Raw genomic sequence first — 16,755 nt, forward strand, 5'->3', positions numbered from 1 at the left:
GGTGGAAATGAGGGGCGACGGTGCCGCACCGCGTTGTCACAGTCGGATTTCACCGATCACTCGCGAAAGGCGAAGTATGGCCGACGAAGCCGAAAAGCCCGCTGAGAACCCCACCGACTACGAGACATTCATGGCCTCCGTGATCTCCCTCGACGGAAAGTCGCTGATCGCGGATCTCCGCAAGGCCGAGACCGAGTTCCCCGAGCTGATCACCGCCTTCACCTATCTGAGCATCCACGCGGCGGCCTCCGTCATCGCCGGCAACACCTTCCGCCGCGGCAACCTCCTCGCCGACTGCGGCCCCGCCGTCGCCGAACTGGCGATCACCGCGGCGAACTCCGTGGTCAAGAGCCCCGACCTGGCCAAGAGCGCGATCTCCAGGATCAACGCGCACTACATCCAGGCGGCCATGGAGAAGTCCATGGAAGAGGGGCACGTCGTCACGCCCACGGTGGTCAAGGTCTCCGAGTTCTGAGCCGCCGACGGGACCGCAACGGAAACAGTGGGGTGACTGCTGTCATGAACCCGATCAACCTGGTCGACCTGTCCAGACTGTTCCAGGCGGGCGTCCTGGCCGAGCCCGCGAGATGGGCGGACATCCTCGACGGCGCGCCGCCGGCCGACCGCGCCCGCGTCGAGCACGTCCTCGCCGCGCTGCTCGCCGAACCCGAGGACGAACGCATGCTGCGGCTGCCGATGGCCGACACCGACATGGTCGACTTCGAGATCCCGGAAGAGGCCGATCACCGATGAACCCCTCGCCGAGCACCCGGTCGACGACCGGCGCCGCCACCCGCGACGACATCGTCTGGAACCTCGCCGAACACGCCGTGTCCTACCCGGCCTTCACCGAACACCCCGGCATCAGAGCCGAGTTCGTCCGCTCGCTGCACAAACGCACCCGGCTGTGGGAGCCGTTGCTCAGCCTGCTGGCCGCGGAGTTCGACCACCGCCCCTCCGAAGCCTCCGCCCGGGTCCTCAGCGGCTGGTTCACCATGGTCCACCTCTCCGCGCCGATCGACCAACTGGTCGACCGCGACCCGATGTCCGACCACTGGCGGCGGCTCGGCGGCGCCGGCGCCATCGAACTCGTCCTCGCCCTGAAGGACCAGGTCTTCCGCGCCCCGCTGCTGGCGCTCGACCCGGGGACCGACCCCGGCACCGCCCACGCCGTCACCCGGGCCACCGTCGAACTGGGCTCCGCCTGCCTCACCGCGTCCATCGGCGAGTACCTCGACGTCGTCGGCTACTCCGAACTCCGCTCCGAGCCACCGTTCCCGGCCCAGGCGGCCGCCCGAGTCGCCCTGTTCTACGAGCAGTTGGTCGGCTGGAAGTCGTCCGTCATCTACGAGTGCCTGCTGCGCTGCGCCGCCCTGACGATGGAGGCACCGGCCCCCGCGGTCGACGCGCTCGCCGCCTTCGGCCACCACATCGGGTTCGCGGTCCAGGTCCTCGACGACGCGGGAGGCGTCTGGGGCGGCGGCGACGACCTGGAGAAGGAACCCGTCAAAGTGACCTCCCCGCTCGCCTACGCCCTCACCGTCGACCACCCCCAGCGCGACGAACTGGTCGACCTGCTGCACACCCCGGCCGCCCGCCGCGACGTCAAGCGGACCCGCGAGATCCTCGACGACATCCAGGCCAGGGCGTTCCTCGAATTCCTCATCCGGGATCGGATCTCGCTGGCCGTCGGCGCCCTCACCGACGTCCTCCCCGGGCTCGTCGCGCCCCTGGAACGCTGGGCGGACGCCTACTTCCGGCGCACCTCGCAGGCCCCGCGGTGACCGAGGCCGCCGCACCGTCGGCGCCCGCCGCCCCGGGGCGGCCGGCGGCGATGCCGGGACTGCCGTACTTCGGCGGCATCGTCAGGATGAAGAAGGACCCCATCGCCTACCTGGGCGAAGCGAGCCGCAAGGGCCCGGTGGTGCTCCTCGGACGGCTCGGCAGGCGGGCCTTCTACCAGGTCAACGACCCCGACCTGGTGCGGTCGGTGATGACGGCGCCCCGCGCGGACGTCGGCATGACCCGCACGAGCGATGTCCTCGGCATCCTGTTCGGCGAGTCCGTCTTCACGATGCAGGACGAACCCTGGCGCAAGCGGCGCGACGAACTCCAGCCGGCGTTCAGGACCTCGAACCTGCCGGAGCTGTTCGGGTCGGCGGCGGGCGAGATCGAGCGGACCGTCGACCGGTTCCAGGCCGTCGCCGACGCCCGCGGCTCCGTCGACTGCAGCGCCGCGCTCCTCGACCTCCTCCAGCGCATGATCGTCCGGATGATGTTCGGGGTGGCCGTCCCGGAGACCGCCGAACACCTGACCCGCGCCTTCGACTACGGCCTGGAGTACCGGCAGCGGCGCCGGTGGTCCCTTGCGGGGCTGCCGCTGTGGTTCCCGACCCCGGCGAACCGCAGGTTCAACGACGGGGTCGCCCGGCTCAACGCGAGCATCGTCGAGATCATCGAGGACCACCGCGCCCACCCCCCGGAGCGGGCCGGCCTGCTCACGATGCTGATGGAGTGCCGGGACGAGAAGACGGGCGCCGGCTGGAGCGACGACGAACTGCTGGCCGAGGTGAAGACCACCTTCGTCGCCGGCTGGCTCACCACCACGACCGCCGCGACCTGGCTCTTCGACCTCCTCGGCCGCCACCCCGGGATCACCGACCGGGTGGTCGCCGAACTCGACGCGCTGCCCGCCGACCGCCCCCTCGGCTACGACGACCTGCACCGACTGGAGTACACGGAGGACACGATCCTGGAGGCGATGCGCCTCTTCCCGCCCGGCTGGCTGCTCAGCAGACGGGTGCGGCGCCCCTACACCCTGGGCGGTCTGCGACTCGACGACAACGCTGTCCTCCTGGTGTCGCCGTACGCGCTGCACCGGGACCCGGCGCACTGGAGGGAGCCGCAGCGCTTCGACCCCGACCGCTTCCGCGACAGCACCCACGGCGAGGCGCACAAGGCCGCGTTCCTGCCGTTCGGATACGGGCCACGGGTCTGTATCGGCCGGGGCGTGGCGATGATGGAGCTGAAGATGATCGTCGCGACCCTGCTGCGGCGCTTCCGCTTCACCCTCGCCGACCCCGCGCCCGCCACCCTCCAGCCCGTCTCCTTCCTGCGCCGCGCCGAACCGCTCGTCCTCGACATCGCCCCGCGCTGAAGCACCCGGGAGAACGGGGCGATCCCGAAGAAACCCGGGCGATCCCGGGAAACACCGGAAAACATCGGGGAACACTGGGAAACACCCGGCAATACGTAGAACACCGGGAAACACCCGGCAGCACCCGACAACACGGAGAACACCGGGAACACCGTGCACGCGGAAGGAACCGGAGTGAGCCCCGGCGATCCCGAGCGAGCCCTTTTCGGCCGGGTCCCGCCCGGCGCCCGCCCGAAAAGCCCACCGACATCGATTTCCGGCCCGGCCGACACCCGTCGGACACGGAGATCCGGGCCGCCCCTCACCGTGACGAGGTACGCAATGAGAAAAGTCTCGCTGAACTCACCCGCATCCGAACTGAACCCGCCCGAGCCGGAAGGAAACGCACCTGACGGCCGTCGAGCCGTCATCGACACCGAATACGAGCGCGAAGTCGCCCGGATGTACGACGAGAAACAGAACGATTTCAACCTGCTGCTCGGCAAAGAGACCAACCTCGTCCACCACCATTTCGGGATCGGCGACTTCGACCGGTCACCCGGCGCCCTCCAGGACGAATCCGCGATCCAGCGGCGGCTGCACGAACTGGAGAACGCCCAGACCGAGCGGCTGCTCGACCTGCTCGACGGACTCGGCCCCGAACACCGGATCTTCGACGGCGGCTCCGGACGCGGCGGAACGGCGTTCATGGCCCACGAACGCCTCGGCTGCTCCGTCGACGGCGCCACCATCTCCCAGTACCAGCGCGGGTTCGCCGAACGCAGCGCCCACGAGCGCGGCTGCGCCGACAAGGTGCGGTTCCACTTCATGAACATGCTGCGCACCGGACTGCCCACCGCGACCGTCGACGCCGCCCTCACCAACGAGGTCACCATGTACGTCAGTGACCTCACCGCGCTGTTCCGGGAGTTCGCCCGGATCGTCAAACCCGGCGGCCGCTACGTCTTCGCGACCTGGGCCGTCGACGAGAGCGGCTCGGGCGACGAGATCATCTCCGCGATCGACCGGCACTACGCCTGCACCATGCACACCCGGGGCGCCTATCTGCGGGCCCTGCTGGAGTCCGGGTTCGTGCCCTACCACGTCGCCCAGATGGACGAAGACGCGCTGCCCTACTGGGAGTTGCGCGGGCGCAGCGAACACAGCGACACCATCGAGAAGCTGTTCATCGACGGGTACGACACCTCGACGATCGCCTACCTCATGGTCGCCGCCGAACGGATCGGGCCATGAACCCCGACGCCTTACTCGACGAGTTCGACGACGAACTCTTCGCGTTCCTGCACCGCGAGCGGCCCCGCTCCGACACGTTCCGCCGGATGGTCAGCGACCACATGGACTGGCGCTCCTGGGACGACGGCACCCCGACCGCGCCGAACGCGCGGGGCAAACGGGTCAGGCCGCTGCTGTCGCTGCTGACCGCGCGGGCCATCGCGGGGGACCACCGCGGAGCGATACCGGCGGGCATCGCCGTACAGCTCGTCCACGACTTCAGCATCATCCTCGACGACATCATGGACCGCGACCGGACGCGCAGGAACCGCCCGGCGCTCTGGGTCAGTTACGGCACGGGCCACGCGATGACGGCCGCCGCCGGGATCTACGTCGTCGGACTCGACGCCCTCCAGGACTACCCCGCACAGGGCGGCTCCCACGCCGACACCCGCGACCTCACCAGAACGCTCCTCGAATCCTGCCTGGAGATGGCCGACGCCCAACACCTCGACCTGGACTGGGAACGACGGTTCGACCTCACGCTCGACGAGGTCAGAACCGTGGCCCTCGGCCGCTCCTGCCTGATCAGATGCGGGATCGAACTCGCTGCGGCGGTCAGCACCCCCGACCCCGCGATCCGCGCCGCCTTCCGCGAGTTCGGCGCGCTGGTCGCCACCGCCTTCTCGATCGTCGACGACCACCGCGGCCTGTGGGGCAGCGCGGAACGCAACGGCAAACCCCTGCTCAGCGACATCCGCGGGCACAAGAAGACCTACCCGATCGTCGTCGGACAGCTGCGCTGCGCCCCCGCGGACCGCCCCCGGCTGCGCGAGCTGCTCGCCCACCCGGAACCGGGCGACCCCGAGATCGCCGCGATCATGGAACTGCTCGACGGTGCCGACGCCGCGGGCGCCACCCTGCGGGAAGTGCGACGGCTCGCCACGCTCGCCGTGGAACGGCTGACCACACCGCCGCTGGCACGCTGCGCGGTCTCCGACCTCGTCGAGCTGACCCGGAACCTGTTCGCCGGTGCCCCCGCGTCCGCTCCCGGCACCGCACCCGCCCCCTCCTCGTCCCCCTCACTCGCTCCCGCTCCCGCCGAAAGGAGGACCCATGGCAACTCACCCTCAGCTGGGCGACGTTGAGCCGGCCGCGCCGCCGTTCGTCACGCTCCCCGCGCTCACCACGGCCCGGCTGCCCGAAGCCGCCCCCCGGATCAAGGAGGCCTGGCTGCGCCATCCGGTCCTGGTGTTCCACCAGTGCGATCTGACCCCCGAGGACCTCGTGCGGTTCGGCGCGATCTTCGGCACCCCGGTACCGGTGCCGGTCCAGGAGGACATCGTCGACACCACCGGGCTGCCGCCCGAGATCATGATCATCTCGAACATCGTGGAGAACGGCCGACGCGTCGGCCACCTCGGCGGCGGCGACCTGAGCTGGCACACCGACATGTGCTACGTGCCCGAACCCGCCCTCGCCAGCGCCCTCTACGCCGTCGAGACCCCCGAAGCGGCCGGCGACACCTGGTTCCTCGACATGACGGCCGTCCACGACAGCCTGCCCGCCGCCCTGCGCGCCCGGATCGCGACCCTGTCCTGCAAACACGACGACAGCCGCACCGCGGCGGGCGACCTGCGGCACGGCCGCGTCCCCGTCCTTGACGTCACCACCTCGTCGGGCGCCGTCCACCCCCTGGTCAGGGTCCGGCCCGAGACCGGGCGCAAGGCCCTCTACCTGGGGCGCCGCCTGAACGCCTACATCCCGGGGCTGCCGCTCGCCGAGTCCGACGCGCTCCTCGACGAACTCTGGGGGTACTGCGACGACCCCGCCCTGTCCTGGCCGCACCGCTGGCGGCCGGGCGACCTCGTGGTCTGGGACAACCGCGTCATGATGCACCGCCGCGACGCGATCCCGGACGGCTCCCGCCGGCTGATGCGCCGGATCCAGGCGAGGTGACCATGGACGCGCCCGCCCTCCCGGAGGGCACCCCCGCCCTCGACCCCGACGCGGTCCTCGACACGCTGCTCGCCCACGGCTACCGCGAACTCGCCGTCGTCCCGTGCAGCTACCTCAAACCCCTGCTGGAGCGCGCCGCCCAGCGGCCCGACATCGTCTACTTCCCCGCGACCTGCGAGGGCGAGGCGGTGTCGGTCGCCGCCGGCGCCTGGCTGGCCGGCCGGCGCGTCGTCGTCGCCCTGCAGAACTCCGGGCTCGGCGACGCCCTCAACCCGCTCGCCTCCCTCTGCCTGCCCTACGGCATCCCGGTGCTGCTGCTGGTGTCGGTCCGCGGCGAACCCGGCACCCGCGACGAACCCCACCACGACGTGATGGGACGCACCACGGCCAGGATCCTCGACGACGTCGGGATCCGCCACGCCTGGCTGCCCAGCGACCCCGACGGATTCGTCCGGGCGATCGAGGAGGCCGAGTGCGTCATGGAGACCACCCGCAGGCCCTACTGCCTGCTCACCCGCAAGGGCTCCTTCCGCGACGTCCCGGTACCCGTGCCGCTCGCCCGCACCGCACCGGACCGACTCCCGTCCACCGCACCGACGTTGAGCCGCGCCGACGCCATCAGATGGCTGCGCGCCCGGCTGCCCGAGGAACAGGTGGTCATCACGACGACCGGGCTGACCAGCCGCGAACTGTACGCGGCGGGCGACCGCCCGACCCACCTCTACCTCAGCGGCTCCATGGGCTGCGCCGGAGCCGTCGGCCTCGGCATGGCCCGCTCGGGACGGCGTCCCGTCGCGGTCTTCGACGGCGACGGAGCCGTCCTGATGCGGTTCGGCACCCTCGTCAGCGCGGCGGCCTCCGCGGGACCCGACTTCCTCCACGTCGTCTTCAACAACGGCTGCTACGACTCCACCGGAGGACAGCCGATCCAGGGCTCCGTACCGTTCGCCGCGACCGCCGAACTCCTCGGCTACGCCGCCACCGCGTGCTGCGACTCGCTCGCCGAACTCCCGCCCGCCTACGACAAGGTGACGGCCCAGCCGGGCCCCCGGCTGCTGGAGATCAAGGTGACGACCGACCCGGTGCCCGCACCCCGGGTCCCGCTCGCCCTCCCGGAGATCGCGACCCGGCTGCGCGCCCTGCTCGACCCGCCCGCCATCACCGCCCCGGCCTCATGACCGCCCCGGGACGGACCACGAGCAGGGCGGCGGCGCTCCGGCACCTCCTCGACCGCCCGGAGCTGAGCTTCCTGATGGAGGCGCACAACGGCCTGTCGGCGAAACTCGTCGAGCGGGCGGGGTTCGAGGGCATCTGGGCCAGCGGCCTGTCGATCGCGGCGGCCCTCGGGGTCCGCGACAGCAACGAGGCGAGCTGGACCCAGGTCCTTGAGGTCGCCGAGTTCATGAGCGACGCCACCAGGATCCCGATCCTGCTCGACGGCGACACCGGCTACGGCAACTTCAACTCGGTGCGGCGCCTGGTCCGCAAACTCGAACAACGCGGCGTCGCCGGCGTGTGCGTCGAGGACAAGCTGTTCCCGAAGATGAACAGCTTCGTCCGCGGCGGCGCCCAACCGCTCGCCGATGCCGAGGAGTTCGCCGGGAAGATCGGCGCCGCGAAGTCCGCCCAGCACGATCCCGACTTCGTCGTCGTGGCCAGGACCGAGGCGCTGATCGCCGGCCAGGGCCTCGCCGAGGCGCTGCGCAGGGCCGAGTTGTACCGGTGCGCGGGCGCCGACGCCATCCTCGTCCACTCGGCGCGCTCCGACGCGGACGAGGTCCGGGCGTTCAAGGCGGAGTGGGGGGACCGGCTGCCGGTCGTCATCGTGCCGACGAAGTACTACCGCACCCCCACCGAGGTCTTCGCCGAGGACGGCTTCTCCACCGTCGTCTGGGCCAACCACCTCATGCGCTCCGCGCTGCGCGCCATGCAGATCACCGCGTCGACGATCTTCGCCGAACAGCATCTGCGGAACGTGGAGGACGCCGTCGCGCCCCTGGCCGAGGTCTTCGAGATCCAGGGGGAGGACGAACTCGCCGAGGCGGAGCAGCGCTGGCTGCCGCAGCGGAACACACCGAGGCGCTGACGGGCGTGGTCGCGGTTGCCGCACACGGCCGCGATTCGGTACATAAGGACGCACGGGCGGCCCGACCCCCGGCCGCGCCGCGGTGAGGCCGCCGTGTCCCCCCGTCGCCCGCCACCCGTCCCCGAGAGGACCAAGGACCGTGAGCGCATCCGTCCCCGCCGCGTCCGACCTGCCGCTCCGGGCCCCCGAAGGACCCGGCCGCGAGCCACGCCACACCCTGGTGCTCGTCGTCGTCCTGGCCGCCGTCCTGATGGTGTCGATGGACAACTCCATCCTCAACGTGGCCCTGAAGACCCTCGCCGAGCCCGCGCCCGTCGGCCTGGGCGCCGACCACGGCCGGCTCCAGTGGGCCGTCGACTCCTACACCCTCGCCTACGCGGGCCTCCTGCTGGGCTCGGGGCTGCTGGGCGACCGGGTCGGCCACAAGAAGCTGCTCATCGCGGGCATCGCCCTCTTCGGCGTCGCCTCCGCCCTGTCGGCGAACGCGCGGACCCCGGACCAACTGATCGGCCTGCGCGCCCTCATGGGGGTCGCCGGGTCCCTCATCATGCCCGCGACCCTGGCCATCATCTCCGCGGTCTTCCCCGGCGAGCGGCGCACCAGGGCGCTGGGCATCTGGACCGCCGTGGTCGGCGTGGCCGTCGCCCTCGGACCGATCATCGGCGGCGCGCTGCTCGAACGGTTCTGGTGGGGCGCGGTGTTCCTGGTCAACGTTCCTGTCGTGCTCGTCACCCTCGTCGCGATGTTCTTCGTCCTGCCGGACACCCGGCGCTCCGGCACCGCCCCCGCCCGCCGGATGGACCTCCCGGGCATCGCGCTGTCGGGACTCGGCCTGCTCGGCGTGGTCTACGGGGTGATCAAGGCCGGTGAACTGAACGACTGGACGGGCCGGGACGCGGGAGTGCCGCTCGCCGCGGGCCTCGCGCTGCTCGTCACGTTCGTCCTGTGGGAGCGGCACGTGAGCCAACCGGCCCTGGACATGCGGTACTTCAGGGAGCGCGGCTTCGCGGCGGCGGCGACCTCGCTGGGCGTGCTCTACTTCACGCTGGTCGGCGGCACCTTCGTGATCACCTTCTATCTGCAGAGCGTGCGCGGCTACGGCCCGCTGGTCACCGGCGTCTGCGTGCTGCCGCTGGCGGCCTCGTTGATCATCTTCGCGCCGCGGGTGCCGAAGCTCGTCACCCGGTTCGGGGTGCGCGCCGTCTGCACCTCGGGGCTGGCGGTCATGGCGGCCGGTCTGATCGGACTGGCCACGGTCGACCGGGCCACCTCGATCTGGGTCTTCGAGGCGTATCTGTTCGTCTTCGGCGCCGGCACCGCGCATGTGCACCCGCCGTCGACCGGGACGATCGTGTCCGCGATGCCGGCCGAGGAGTCGGGCGCGGCCTCCGCGGTGAACAACACCTTCCGGCAGGTCGGGGCCTCGCTCGGGGCCGCCGTCCTCGGCTCCGTGCTCAACGCCGCCTACCACACCAGGATCGGCCCGGCGGTCGACGGCCTGGGGGAGGGCCGGGAGGGGCAGGCGAGCGGATCGGTCGCGGGCACCCTCCAGGTCGCCGACGACCTCGCGGCCCACGGCCGGGACCTCCAGGCGCACACGGTCGCGCAGGCCGCGTACGGCGGGTTCGTGCAGGCCATGCGGATCACCTGGGTGACGGCGGCCGTGGTGGTGCTGGTCACGACGGTGATCGTGTACCTGGTGATGCCGGGGCGGACGGCGGACGCCTGAGCCGACGCGCGGTGCCCGCCGTCGCGTGAACCCGCGCGGCTCTACCCGTCGGCCTCCCGGCCGCGCGCGTCGCGGGGAGCGCCGAACCACCGTGCCAGGGCGTCCTGGAGACCCGGCTGCCCCTCGTCACCCACCCACGCCACATGGCCGTCGGGCCGCAACAGCACGGCGGGGGCGTCCAGTTCCTCGCGGACGTCGAGGTCGTCGATGACATCGGCGACCAGATCGACCCGGTCGGCCCAGCCCGCCACCGAGAGCCGCCCGGTCTGGTCGAGGAGCAACCCCCGGCCCGCGTGCTGGAGTTCGTACAGACGGCCCTGCTTCAGCCGTACGTCACGGAGCCGCCGCCCGAGGAGTTCATGGCCTTCCCCGAGGTCGTAGCGGACCCCGACCGCGGTGATCATCCCGGTCACGTACGCGTTCGCCTCGTCGAAGTCCAGCAGCCGGGAGAGCAGCGCGCGCAGCGCGACCGCGCCCGGGTCCGAGCCCAACAGGGTCATCTGCGCACGGGTGTTGTCGAGGACGGCGGCGCCGACCGGGTGCCGCTCCGCGTGGTAGCTGTCGAGCAGGTCCCCCGGCGCCCAGCCGTTCACCTCGGCGGCCAGCTTCCAGCCGAGGTTGAACGCGTCCTGGACACCGAGGTTGAGGCCCTGACCGCCGGTCGGCGGGTGCACGTGCGCCGCGTCGCCCGCGAGCAGCACCCGGCCCACCCGGTAGCGCTCGACCAGCCGGGTGGCGTCACCGAACCGGGAGAGCCAGCGCGGCGACCTGGCCCCGAAGTCCGTGCCCGAGAAGGCCCGCAGCTGGCGCCGGAAGTCGTCGAGGGTGGGCGCCTCCTCCCGGTCCTCGGCCACCCCGTCGGCCGGTACGACGACCCGGTAGAAGCCGTCCCCGAGGGGCATGGCGCCGAACCGCAGCTGGGTCTTCCTGACCTCCTCGCCGACGGCGGCGATCGTCGCCGGGTCCTCGGTCAGCTCCATTTCGCCCAGCAGCGTCTCCACCCGGGCGGGCTCGCCGGGGAACCCGACGCCGAGCAGCCCCCGCACCCGGCTGCGGGCGCCGTCGCAGCCGACGGCGTAGCGGGAGCGCAGCGCCGTGCCGTCCGCCAGCTCGACGCGCACGCCGTCGTCGTCCTGGCTCAGCCCGACCACCTCGCGGCCGCGCCTGATGTCGGCGCCGAGTTCGACGGCGCGCTCCAGGAGCAGCCGCTCGGTGACCGGCTGCTGGGTGGCGAGGCCGTAGGGGTGGGCCGTGTCGAGCCGTTCGGGCCACGGCTTGTGGACGCCCCCGAAGAACCCGCCGACCTGGAACTTCTTGCTCACCGCGAGGAACCGGTCCAGCAGCCCGCGCTGGTCCATGATCTCGACACTGCGGGTGTGCAGACCCTGCCCGCGGGACTGCCCGGTCGGCTCGGTCAGCCGTTCGAGCACGACCACGTCCACACCGTGCAGCCGCAGCTCGGACGCCAGCATCAGGCCGGTCGGTCCGCCCCCGACCACGATCACGTCAATCATCGAAACGCCCATTCACCGAGATCCGGATGTCCGGCCGGCCACCGCGCACGTCCCGGCGTCACGGACGCCCGAAAGGCCACAGAGCGCGCAAAGTCCGCGCATCACCGATGTGCGCAGGTACCGGCTTCGAGCGGAGATTTTGCAGCACATGGGGGGCCTTGCCGCAAGGCCCCCCATGCGCTATATCTTGAGTATGGCGAGGAGCGGAAGAACTCCTTGCCTTTCTTTGTGTCCGGGTTTTTGGCTCGCCGCTCGCGCCCGCCGACGCCGATCACCGCCCGGCCCGCACACCGCCGCGGATCGCTCTCCCTCCGCCGCGCCGCCAAGCCGCCCCTCGAAGGTGTGGAACAGCATGCCGTGGCCGCTGTCCTCGCGCGGCAGCGGACGCCGCTGCTCCCCGGGCCGCGCAGGTCGCGGCTGCGGTGGACGGGTCTCCAAGTCGGCGACGACGAACGGGTCGTGCACGGGCATCCCGGGAGACCCAGCGGGTGCTCGGTCGGCTGTTCGCTCTCGGCCGCGCCGGAAGCCTTCGGCGGCCGTCCCCGGCGGGAGCCCGGCCAACCACTGGACGCCCCCTTGACGCCGTCTCCACCCGGGCCGACACTCCAGATGGGAATCCTAGTGAACAGGTAGGGAAACATGAGGCGCCTTGAGTCGGCCGTCGACGGTGTGAGCCGCACACCTCGGCCGTCGCCGCTGCTGACCTCCCGCCTGCACATCGATCTGCTGCGTGTGTGCAGCGCGATCGACCCCCTGGCCTGAGCCCCCGCCCACCCCCGCGCCCCCGCCGCCGCGGGCGCGGGTGGATCCGGCTCCGTTGTCCGACGTCGCTTCCGCGCGCGTACGTCCGCGCCCGCCCCCGGGGAGATCCATGACCGTCACACCGCTGTCCGCCCACGCCGCCACCCACGCCACCGCCAGGACCGCGCCCGCCTTCCGGGGCCGGATCGGGCGGGACGCGCGCAGCGGCCACTACGCCGTTCCCGGCCGCTACCGGCTGCACCTGTCGACCGCCTGTCCCGACGGCCTCCGCATCGCCGTCGTGCACAGCCTGCTCGGACTCGACACCGACTGTCCGGCCACCTTCCTGCCCGCCGTCCCCGCCGACCCCGAGCGCGGCCACGCCGTCCTGCGCCCGCTCTACGAGGCCAGCGCCCACCGCTACCCCGGGCCCGCCCTCGGACCCGTGCTCAGCGACTCCTGGTCCGGACGGATCGTCAGCACCCACACCCCCGACATCACGCGCGACCTCTCCCGCTTCGGCGGCGCGGGGCCCGCCCCCTACCCGTGCGGCGCCGAGTCGGAGATCGAGGCCGTCGAGCGGATGTGCCGGCAGGGCGTCGACGAGGCGGCGCAGCGGGCCGGGGCCGCCGAGGGCGGACAGGCCGAACGGGACGCGGCGCTCGGCACGTTGCTGGAGACGCTCGGCGCGCTCGACCGCTGGCTCGACGGGCGCGCGTACATGATCAGGGACCAGGTCACCGCCGCCGACGTCGAGGTCTGGACGACCCTCGTCCAGCTCGACACCGTGCACCGCCAGCACCTCGACGCCACCGCCGTCCACCGCATCGCCGACCACCCCGCGCTCTGGTCCTACGCCCGCGCGATCACCGCCCACCCGGCCTTCGGCGGCCACCTCGACCTGGCCGGCATCGAACGCCGCCACCGCGCCCGCTGCCAGGGCCTCGAGTCCGCGGGAGCCGCCGTCCAGATCCTCGACTGGACGGCGCACACCACCCGTCCGTAGCGCCGGTCCACCACCTGGACCGGCGTTGACATCCGTGCGGTCCCTGTCTTTACTTACGGCCCGGAACGGTCCCTGACGACGTTCTCGGTGAAGCGCGCGACCCCTCGGGGACCGCACAGTGACGGGTGGACGCCATGTACGCAGCTCCCAGGACGGCCGCACGCCGCTCCACGGGCTGCGTACGCCCGCACGCCGAACCCCTCGTCGCCGACCGCGCCGTCGATCTGCTCCGCGTCAACAGCGCACTGTGTACCGCACCGGGCCGCGCCCGCTGTCGGGGCTGACCACCGCCCTGCCCGCGCGCACCTGACGAACACCGGCTCCCCGGTGTCCCGTTCCCCTCCCGCCCCGGTCCCGTGCACCCGCGCCCGCCCGCGTCCCGCGGCCCCGCGCCACCGCCGCCGCCCGGGGCATCCGACTCCGCCGGAGCCCGCCATGAGTGAACCCCCAGGCGCCGCCGTGTCCCTCGCCGAGGCACCGGCGGCCGACACACCGTCAGAAACCCTCACCGCACAGCGCGTCGTACCGCTGCGCAGACCGGGACGCTGGATCGCCACCGCCGTCGTACTGGTCCTGGTGGCCCAGTTCGCGCACGGACTCGCCACCAACCCGTTCTACCAATGGGACCGCTTCGGCTACTGGTTCCTGCGGCCCACGATCCTCGACGGGCTCCTCATCACCCTCCAAGTCACCGCCTACAGCGCGGTGTTGGGACTCCTCGGCGGCATCCTGCTGGCCCTCGCCCGGCTGTCGCGGAGCCCGGTGCTGCGCGCCGTCAGCTGGACCTACGTCTGGGCCCTGCGCTCCATCCCGCTCATCGTCGTCCTGATCTTCCTCTACAACTTCAGTGCCCTGTACCGGACGTTGAGCATCGGCCTCCCCTTCGGACCCGCCTTCTTCTCCTTCGACGAGTCACGGCTCGCCACCGACATGGTCGTCGCCGTCATCGGACTCAGCCTCAACGAGGCCGCCTACGCCGCCGAGGTGGTGCGCGGCGGGATCCTCTCCGTCGACCAGGGACAGCACGAGGCGTCCTCCGCGCTCGGGCTCCCCAAGGGCTACCAGTTCACCAGGATCGTCCTGCCGCAGGCCCTGCGCTCCATCACCCCGAACTACGTCAACCAGCTGATCGGCCTGGTCAAGAGCACCTCGCTGGTCTTCTACGTCTCGCTCCTCGACCTGTTCGGGACCGTCCAGACGATGGGCTCCACCTACCCCGGCGACATCGTGCCGCTGCTCCTGGTGGTCACCGTCTGGTACCTGATCCTGACCAGCCTGGTCTCCGTCGTCCAGTTCTACGTCGAGCGGCACTACGCCAGGGGCGCCACCCGGTCGCTGCCGCCGACACCCGTACAGAAGATCCGCTCCGCCCTGCGGGACCTGCGGGAGCGCGCACGCCGGGAGGCCGCCGTATGAGCACGGGCACACCGACCGTGACCCCCGCCGCCGTCGAGGTGCACGGCGTGCACAAGTGGTACGGCGCGCTGCGCGTCCTGGACGGCGTCGACCTGACCGTGCGGCCGGGCGAGGTCACCGTGATCCTCGGACCGTCCGGCTCAGGGAAGTCCACCCTGCTGCGCGTCATCAACCATCTGGAGAAGCCGGAGATCGGATACGTCAGTGTCAACGGCGAGTTGATCGGCGTGCGCCGGCAGGGCGAGCGGCTGAAGGAGCTGAGCGAGCGCGCCATCCTGACCCAGCGCTCCCGGATCGGATTCGTCTTCCAGAACTTCAACCTCTTCCCGCACCTGACCGTCCTGGACAACGTCGCCGCCGCCCCGGTCGCCACCGGCAGGCTCGCCAAGCCCGAGGCGCTCGCGCTCGCCCGTGAACTCCTCGACCGGGTCGGCCTCGCGGACCGCACCGGCGCCTACCCGAGGCAGCTCTCCGGCGGCCAGCAGCAGCGCGTGGCCATCGCCCGCGCGCTCGCCCTGCGCCCCGGAGTCATCCTCTTCGACGAGCCGACCTCCGCCCTCGACCCCGAGCTGGTCGGTGAAGTCCTCGCCGTCATCAAGGACTTGGCGACCAGCGGCACCACCCTGGTGATCGTCACCCACGAGGTCGGGTTCGCCCGCGAGGTCGCCGACCGGGTCGTCTTCATCGACGGCGGCCGGATCGTCGAACAAGGCCCGCCGTCCGAGGTCCTCGACCGCCCGCGGCACGAACGGACCCGGGACTTCCTGAGCAAGGTCCTCTGAACACCGGCGCCCCCGTGCCCCGCAGCTCCGACGCCACCCCCGCTCACCCGCTCCGGAGAACGCCACCCGATGTCCACCGCACCCGCCCCGGCCACCGCACCCTCACCCGCCCCGGCCACCGCACCCGCACCCGCCGCACCCGGCTCCGACCTCCTCACCCCGGCCCCCTCCGACCTCCAGGACGACCCGGGCGACCCCTCCCACCCCCTCGACAACCCCGCCTGGGCCGCGCTCACCGGCCCGCACGCCCACTTCGCCGAACGCGTCGGCCGCGCCGCCCGCTACCCCGCCGACGTGGCCCCCTTCCACGCCGTCTCCGACCCCCGCGACCCCCGGGCCTGGGCCGACCTGGCGCGACTCGTCGGTCCCGGCGGCATCGCCTCCGTGCGCGGGGTGACCGGCGGCCCGGCCGGCTGGGAGACCGTGCGCACCGGGTACGGCGTCCAGCTCGTCGACACCGCGCTGCGCGCCGAGGACGACCCCGAGGCCGTCCGCCTCGGACCCGACGACGTGCCGGAGATCCTCGACCTCGTCGCCCGCACCGAACCCGGCCCCTACCTGCCCCGCACCGTCGAGCTGGGCACCTACCTCGGCATCCGGCGGCACGGCCGGCTGATCGCGCTGGCCGGGGAGCGGCTGCGGCCGGCCGGCTGGACCGAGATCAGCGCGGTCTGCACCGACCCGGCCCACCGCGGCCAGGGTCTCGCCACCCGCCTGGTCCGCGCGGTCGCCGCGGGCGTCAGGGCCCGCGGCGAGCAGCCGTTCCTGCACGCGGCGGCCGACAACACCGACGCGATCCGGCTCTACGAGTCGATCGGCTTCACGCTCCGCCGCCGGACCGTCTTCACCCGGGTCCGCCGCACGGCAGCCGCGGAGCCCGCCGGGACGTCCGCACCGTCCGAGCGACCGCGCGCGATCCGGGCCGCCGCGCAGGAAGAAACCGCGTAGCCGTGCGGTTGGCCCCAGAGACGACGGCCGAGCGGACGGAGGGACGGACCATGACCCGCGTGCTCTGTGTCCGCGCCCTGAACCCGCGCCGTCGCGTGCGCCTCACCTCCCGGCCGCACATCGACCTCCAGCGCGTGGCCGGCGCGCTCTGTTGCTCCTGACCCGTTGCCCCAGCCGCCGCGCGCCCGCTCATGCGGCCCGGTGA

The 16,755-nt window shown here is 72.2% G+C and carries 17 protein-coding genes; 16 read left to right on the forward strand and 1 reads right to left on the reverse strand.

Going from position 1 to position 16,755, the window contains the following annotated elements:
• Positions 1–76 precede the first annotated feature (76 nt).
• From DDJ31_RS34040 to DDJ31_RS34085, 10 genes are all read left to right on the forward strand, one after another.
• On the forward strand, positions 77–475 hold the full coding sequence (locus DDJ31_RS34040; protein ID WP_127176573.1) for a hypothetical protein: 399 nt from the start codon (positions 77–79) through the stop codon (positions 473–475).
• Positions 476–519: 44 nt separating this feature from the next.
• Positions 520–753, forward strand: coding sequence for a hypothetical protein (locus DDJ31_RS34045; protein WP_164784839.1), 234 nt, complete (start codon positions 520–522; stop codon positions 751–753).
• Positions 750–1,784 (forward strand): polyprenyl synthetase family protein, encoded by a 1,035-nt coding sequence (locus DDJ31_RS34050; RefSeq protein WP_164784838.1) that lies wholly within the window; start codon positions 750–752, stop codon positions 1,782–1,784. The genes DDJ31_RS34045 and DDJ31_RS34050 overlap by 4 nt, the downstream gene beginning before the upstream one ends.
• Entirely contained in the window at positions 1,781–3,157 is a 1,377-nt protein-coding gene (locus DDJ31_RS34055) for a cytochrome P450 (protein WP_127176571.1), read from the forward strand. The genes DDJ31_RS34050 and DDJ31_RS34055 overlap by 4 nt, the downstream gene beginning before the upstream one ends.
• Before the next feature lie 441 nt (positions 3,158–3,598).
• Positions 3,599–4,390 (forward strand): SAM-dependent methyltransferase, encoded by a 792-nt coding sequence (locus DDJ31_RS34060; RefSeq protein ID WP_164784837.1) that lies wholly within the window; start codon positions 3,599–3,601, stop codon positions 4,388–4,390.
• A complete protein-coding gene (locus DDJ31_RS34065) occupies positions 4,387–5,517 on the forward strand; it encodes a polyprenyl synthetase family protein (RefSeq protein ID WP_127176569.1) in 1,131 nt (376 codons plus the stop codon). The genes DDJ31_RS34060 and DDJ31_RS34065 overlap by 4 nt, the downstream gene beginning before the upstream one ends.
• Positions 5,486–6,328: a TauD/TfdA dioxygenase family protein gene (locus tag DDJ31_RS34070; protein WP_127176568.1), complete on the forward strand. Its 843-nt coding sequence runs from the start codon at positions 5,486–5,488 to the stop codon at positions 6,326–6,328. Before DDJ31_RS34065 ends, DDJ31_RS34070 begins: the two co-directional genes overlap by 32 nt.
• A gap of 2 nt (positions 6,329–6,330) precedes the next feature.
• Entirely contained in the window at positions 6,331–7,506 is a 1,176-nt protein-coding gene (locus DDJ31_RS34075; protein WP_127176567.1) for a thiamine pyrophosphate-dependent enzyme, read from the forward strand.
• A complete protein-coding gene (aepX, locus tag DDJ31_RS34080) occupies positions 7,503–8,414 on the forward strand; it encodes a phosphoenolpyruvate mutase (RefSeq protein WP_127176566.1) in 912 nt (303 codons plus the stop codon). The genes DDJ31_RS34075 and aepX overlap by 4 nt, the downstream gene beginning before the upstream one ends.
• Before the next feature lie 139 nt (positions 8,415–8,553).
• Positions 8,554–10,143 carry an MFS transporter gene (locus DDJ31_RS34085; protein WP_127176565.1) on the forward strand — a complete coding sequence of 530 codons (1,590 nt, stop codon included), beginning with the start codon at positions 8,554–8,556 and terminating at the stop codon, positions 10,141–10,143.
• Positions 10,144–10,184: 41 nt separating this feature from the next.
• Here DDJ31_RS34085 and rox read toward each other — a convergent pair whose 3' ends face one another.
• Positions 10,185–11,657 (reverse strand): rifampin monooxygenase, encoded by a 1,473-nt coding sequence (gene rox / locus DDJ31_RS34090; protein ID WP_127176564.1) that lies wholly within the window; start codon positions 11,655–11,657, stop codon positions 10,185–10,187.
• Positions 11,658–12,296: 639 nt separating this feature from the next.
• On the opposite strand from rox, the gene DDJ31_RS39755 reads away from it, so the two are divergent.
• The 6 genes from DDJ31_RS39755 (at position 12,297) to DDJ31_RS39940 (ending at position 16,711) form a co-directional block, all read left to right on the forward strand.
• The gene (locus DDJ31_RS39755; RefSeq protein WP_276319296.1) at positions 12,297–12,419 is read left to right on the forward strand and encodes a putative leader peptide; all 123 of its coding nucleotides are present in this window, start codon (positions 12,297–12,299) and stop codon (positions 12,417–12,419) included.
• A gap of 109 nt (positions 12,420–12,528) precedes the next feature.
• Positions 12,529–13,404, forward strand: a complete 876-nt coding sequence (locus tag DDJ31_RS34095) for a glutathione S-transferase C-terminal domain-containing protein (RefSeq protein ID WP_127176562.1) — start codon at positions 12,529–12,531, stop codon at positions 13,402–13,404.
• 435 nt (positions 13,405–13,839) lie between these two features.
• Positions 13,840–14,820, forward strand: coding sequence for an amino acid ABC transporter permease (locus tag DDJ31_RS34100; protein ID WP_127176561.1), 981 nt, complete (start codon positions 13,840–13,842; stop codon positions 14,818–14,820).
• Positions 14,817–15,602: an amino acid ABC transporter ATP-binding protein gene (locus DDJ31_RS34105; protein ID WP_127176560.1), complete on the forward strand. Its 786-nt coding sequence runs from the start codon at positions 14,817–14,819 to the stop codon at positions 15,600–15,602. The genes DDJ31_RS34100 and DDJ31_RS34105 overlap by 4 nt, the downstream gene beginning before the upstream one ends.
• Positions 15,603–15,671: 69 nt before the next feature.
• Positions 15,672–16,550: a GNAT family N-acetyltransferase gene (locus DDJ31_RS34110; RefSeq protein WP_127176559.1), complete on the forward strand. Its 879-nt coding sequence runs from the start codon at positions 15,672–15,674 to the stop codon at positions 16,548–16,550.
• Positions 16,551–16,600: 50 nt separating this feature from the next.
• Positions 16,601–16,711 (forward strand): putative leader peptide, encoded by a 111-nt coding sequence (locus tag DDJ31_RS39940; protein ID WP_348542060.1) that lies wholly within the window; start codon positions 16,601–16,603, stop codon positions 16,709–16,711.
• The last annotated feature ends 44 nt before the right edge of the window (positions 16,712–16,755 follow it).

The sequence above is a fragment of the Streptomyces griseoviridis genome, assembly GCF_005222485.1.
GTDB lineage: Bacteria > Actinomycetota > Actinomycetes > Streptomycetales > Streptomycetaceae > Streptomyces > Streptomyces hintoniae.

Excerpts from the sequence above, each read along its gene's own strand:
- DDJ31_RS34040 (WP_127176573.1), top strand. The coding sequence starts at position 77 with ATGGCCGACGAAGCCGAAAAGCCCGCTGAGAACCCCACCGACTACGAG.
- DDJ31_RS34045 (WP_164784839.1), top strand. The coding sequence starts at position 520 with ATGAACCCGATCAACCTGGTCGACCTGTCCAGACTGTTCCAGGCGGGC.
- DDJ31_RS34050 (WP_164784838.1), top strand. The coding sequence starts at position 750 with ATGAACCCCTCGCCGAGCACCCGGTCGACGACCGGCGCCGCCACCCGC.
- DDJ31_RS34060 (WP_164784837.1), top strand. The coding sequence starts at position 3,599 with ATGTACGACGAGAAACAGAACGATTTCAACCTGCTGCTCGGCAAAGAG.
- DDJ31_RS34065 (WP_127176569.1), top strand. The coding sequence starts at position 4,387 with ATGAACCCCGACGCCTTACTCGACGAGTTCGACGACGAACTCTTCGCG.
- DDJ31_RS34070 (WP_127176568.1), top strand. The coding sequence starts at position 5,486 with ATGGCAACTCACCCTCAGCTGGGCGACGTTGAGCCGGCCGCGCCGCCG.
- DDJ31_RS34075 (WP_127176567.1), top strand. The coding sequence starts at position 6,331 with ATGGACGCGCCCGCCCTCCCGGAGGGCACCCCCGCCCTCGACCCCGAC.
- aepX (WP_127176566.1), top strand. The coding sequence starts at position 7,503 with ATGACCGCCCCGGGACGGACCACGAGCAGGGCGGCGGCGCTCCGGCAC.
- rox (WP_127176564.1), bottom strand. The coding sequence starts at position 11,657 with ATGATTGACGTGATCGTGGTCGGGGGCGGACCGACCGGCCTGATGCTG.
- DDJ31_RS39755 (WP_276319296.1), top strand. The coding sequence starts at position 12,297 with ATGAGGCGCCTTGAGTCGGCCGTCGACGGTGTGAGCCGCACACCTCGG.
- DDJ31_RS34095 (WP_127176562.1), top strand. The coding sequence starts at position 12,529 with ATGACCGTCACACCGCTGTCCGCCCACGCCGCCACCCACGCCACCGCC.
- DDJ31_RS34100 (WP_127176561.1), top strand. The coding sequence starts at position 13,840 with ATGAGTGAACCCCCAGGCGCCGCCGTGTCCCTCGCCGAGGCACCGGCG.
- DDJ31_RS34105 (WP_127176560.1), top strand. The coding sequence starts at position 14,817 with ATGAGCACGGGCACACCGACCGTGACCCCCGCCGCCGTCGAGGTGCAC.
- DDJ31_RS34110 (WP_127176559.1), top strand. The coding sequence starts at position 15,672 with ATGTCCACCGCACCCGCCCCGGCCACCGCACCCTCACCCGCCCCGGCC.
- DDJ31_RS39940 (WP_348542060.1), top strand. The coding sequence starts at position 16,601 with ATGACCCGCGTGCTCTGTGTCCGCGCCCTGAACCCGCGCCGTCGCGTG.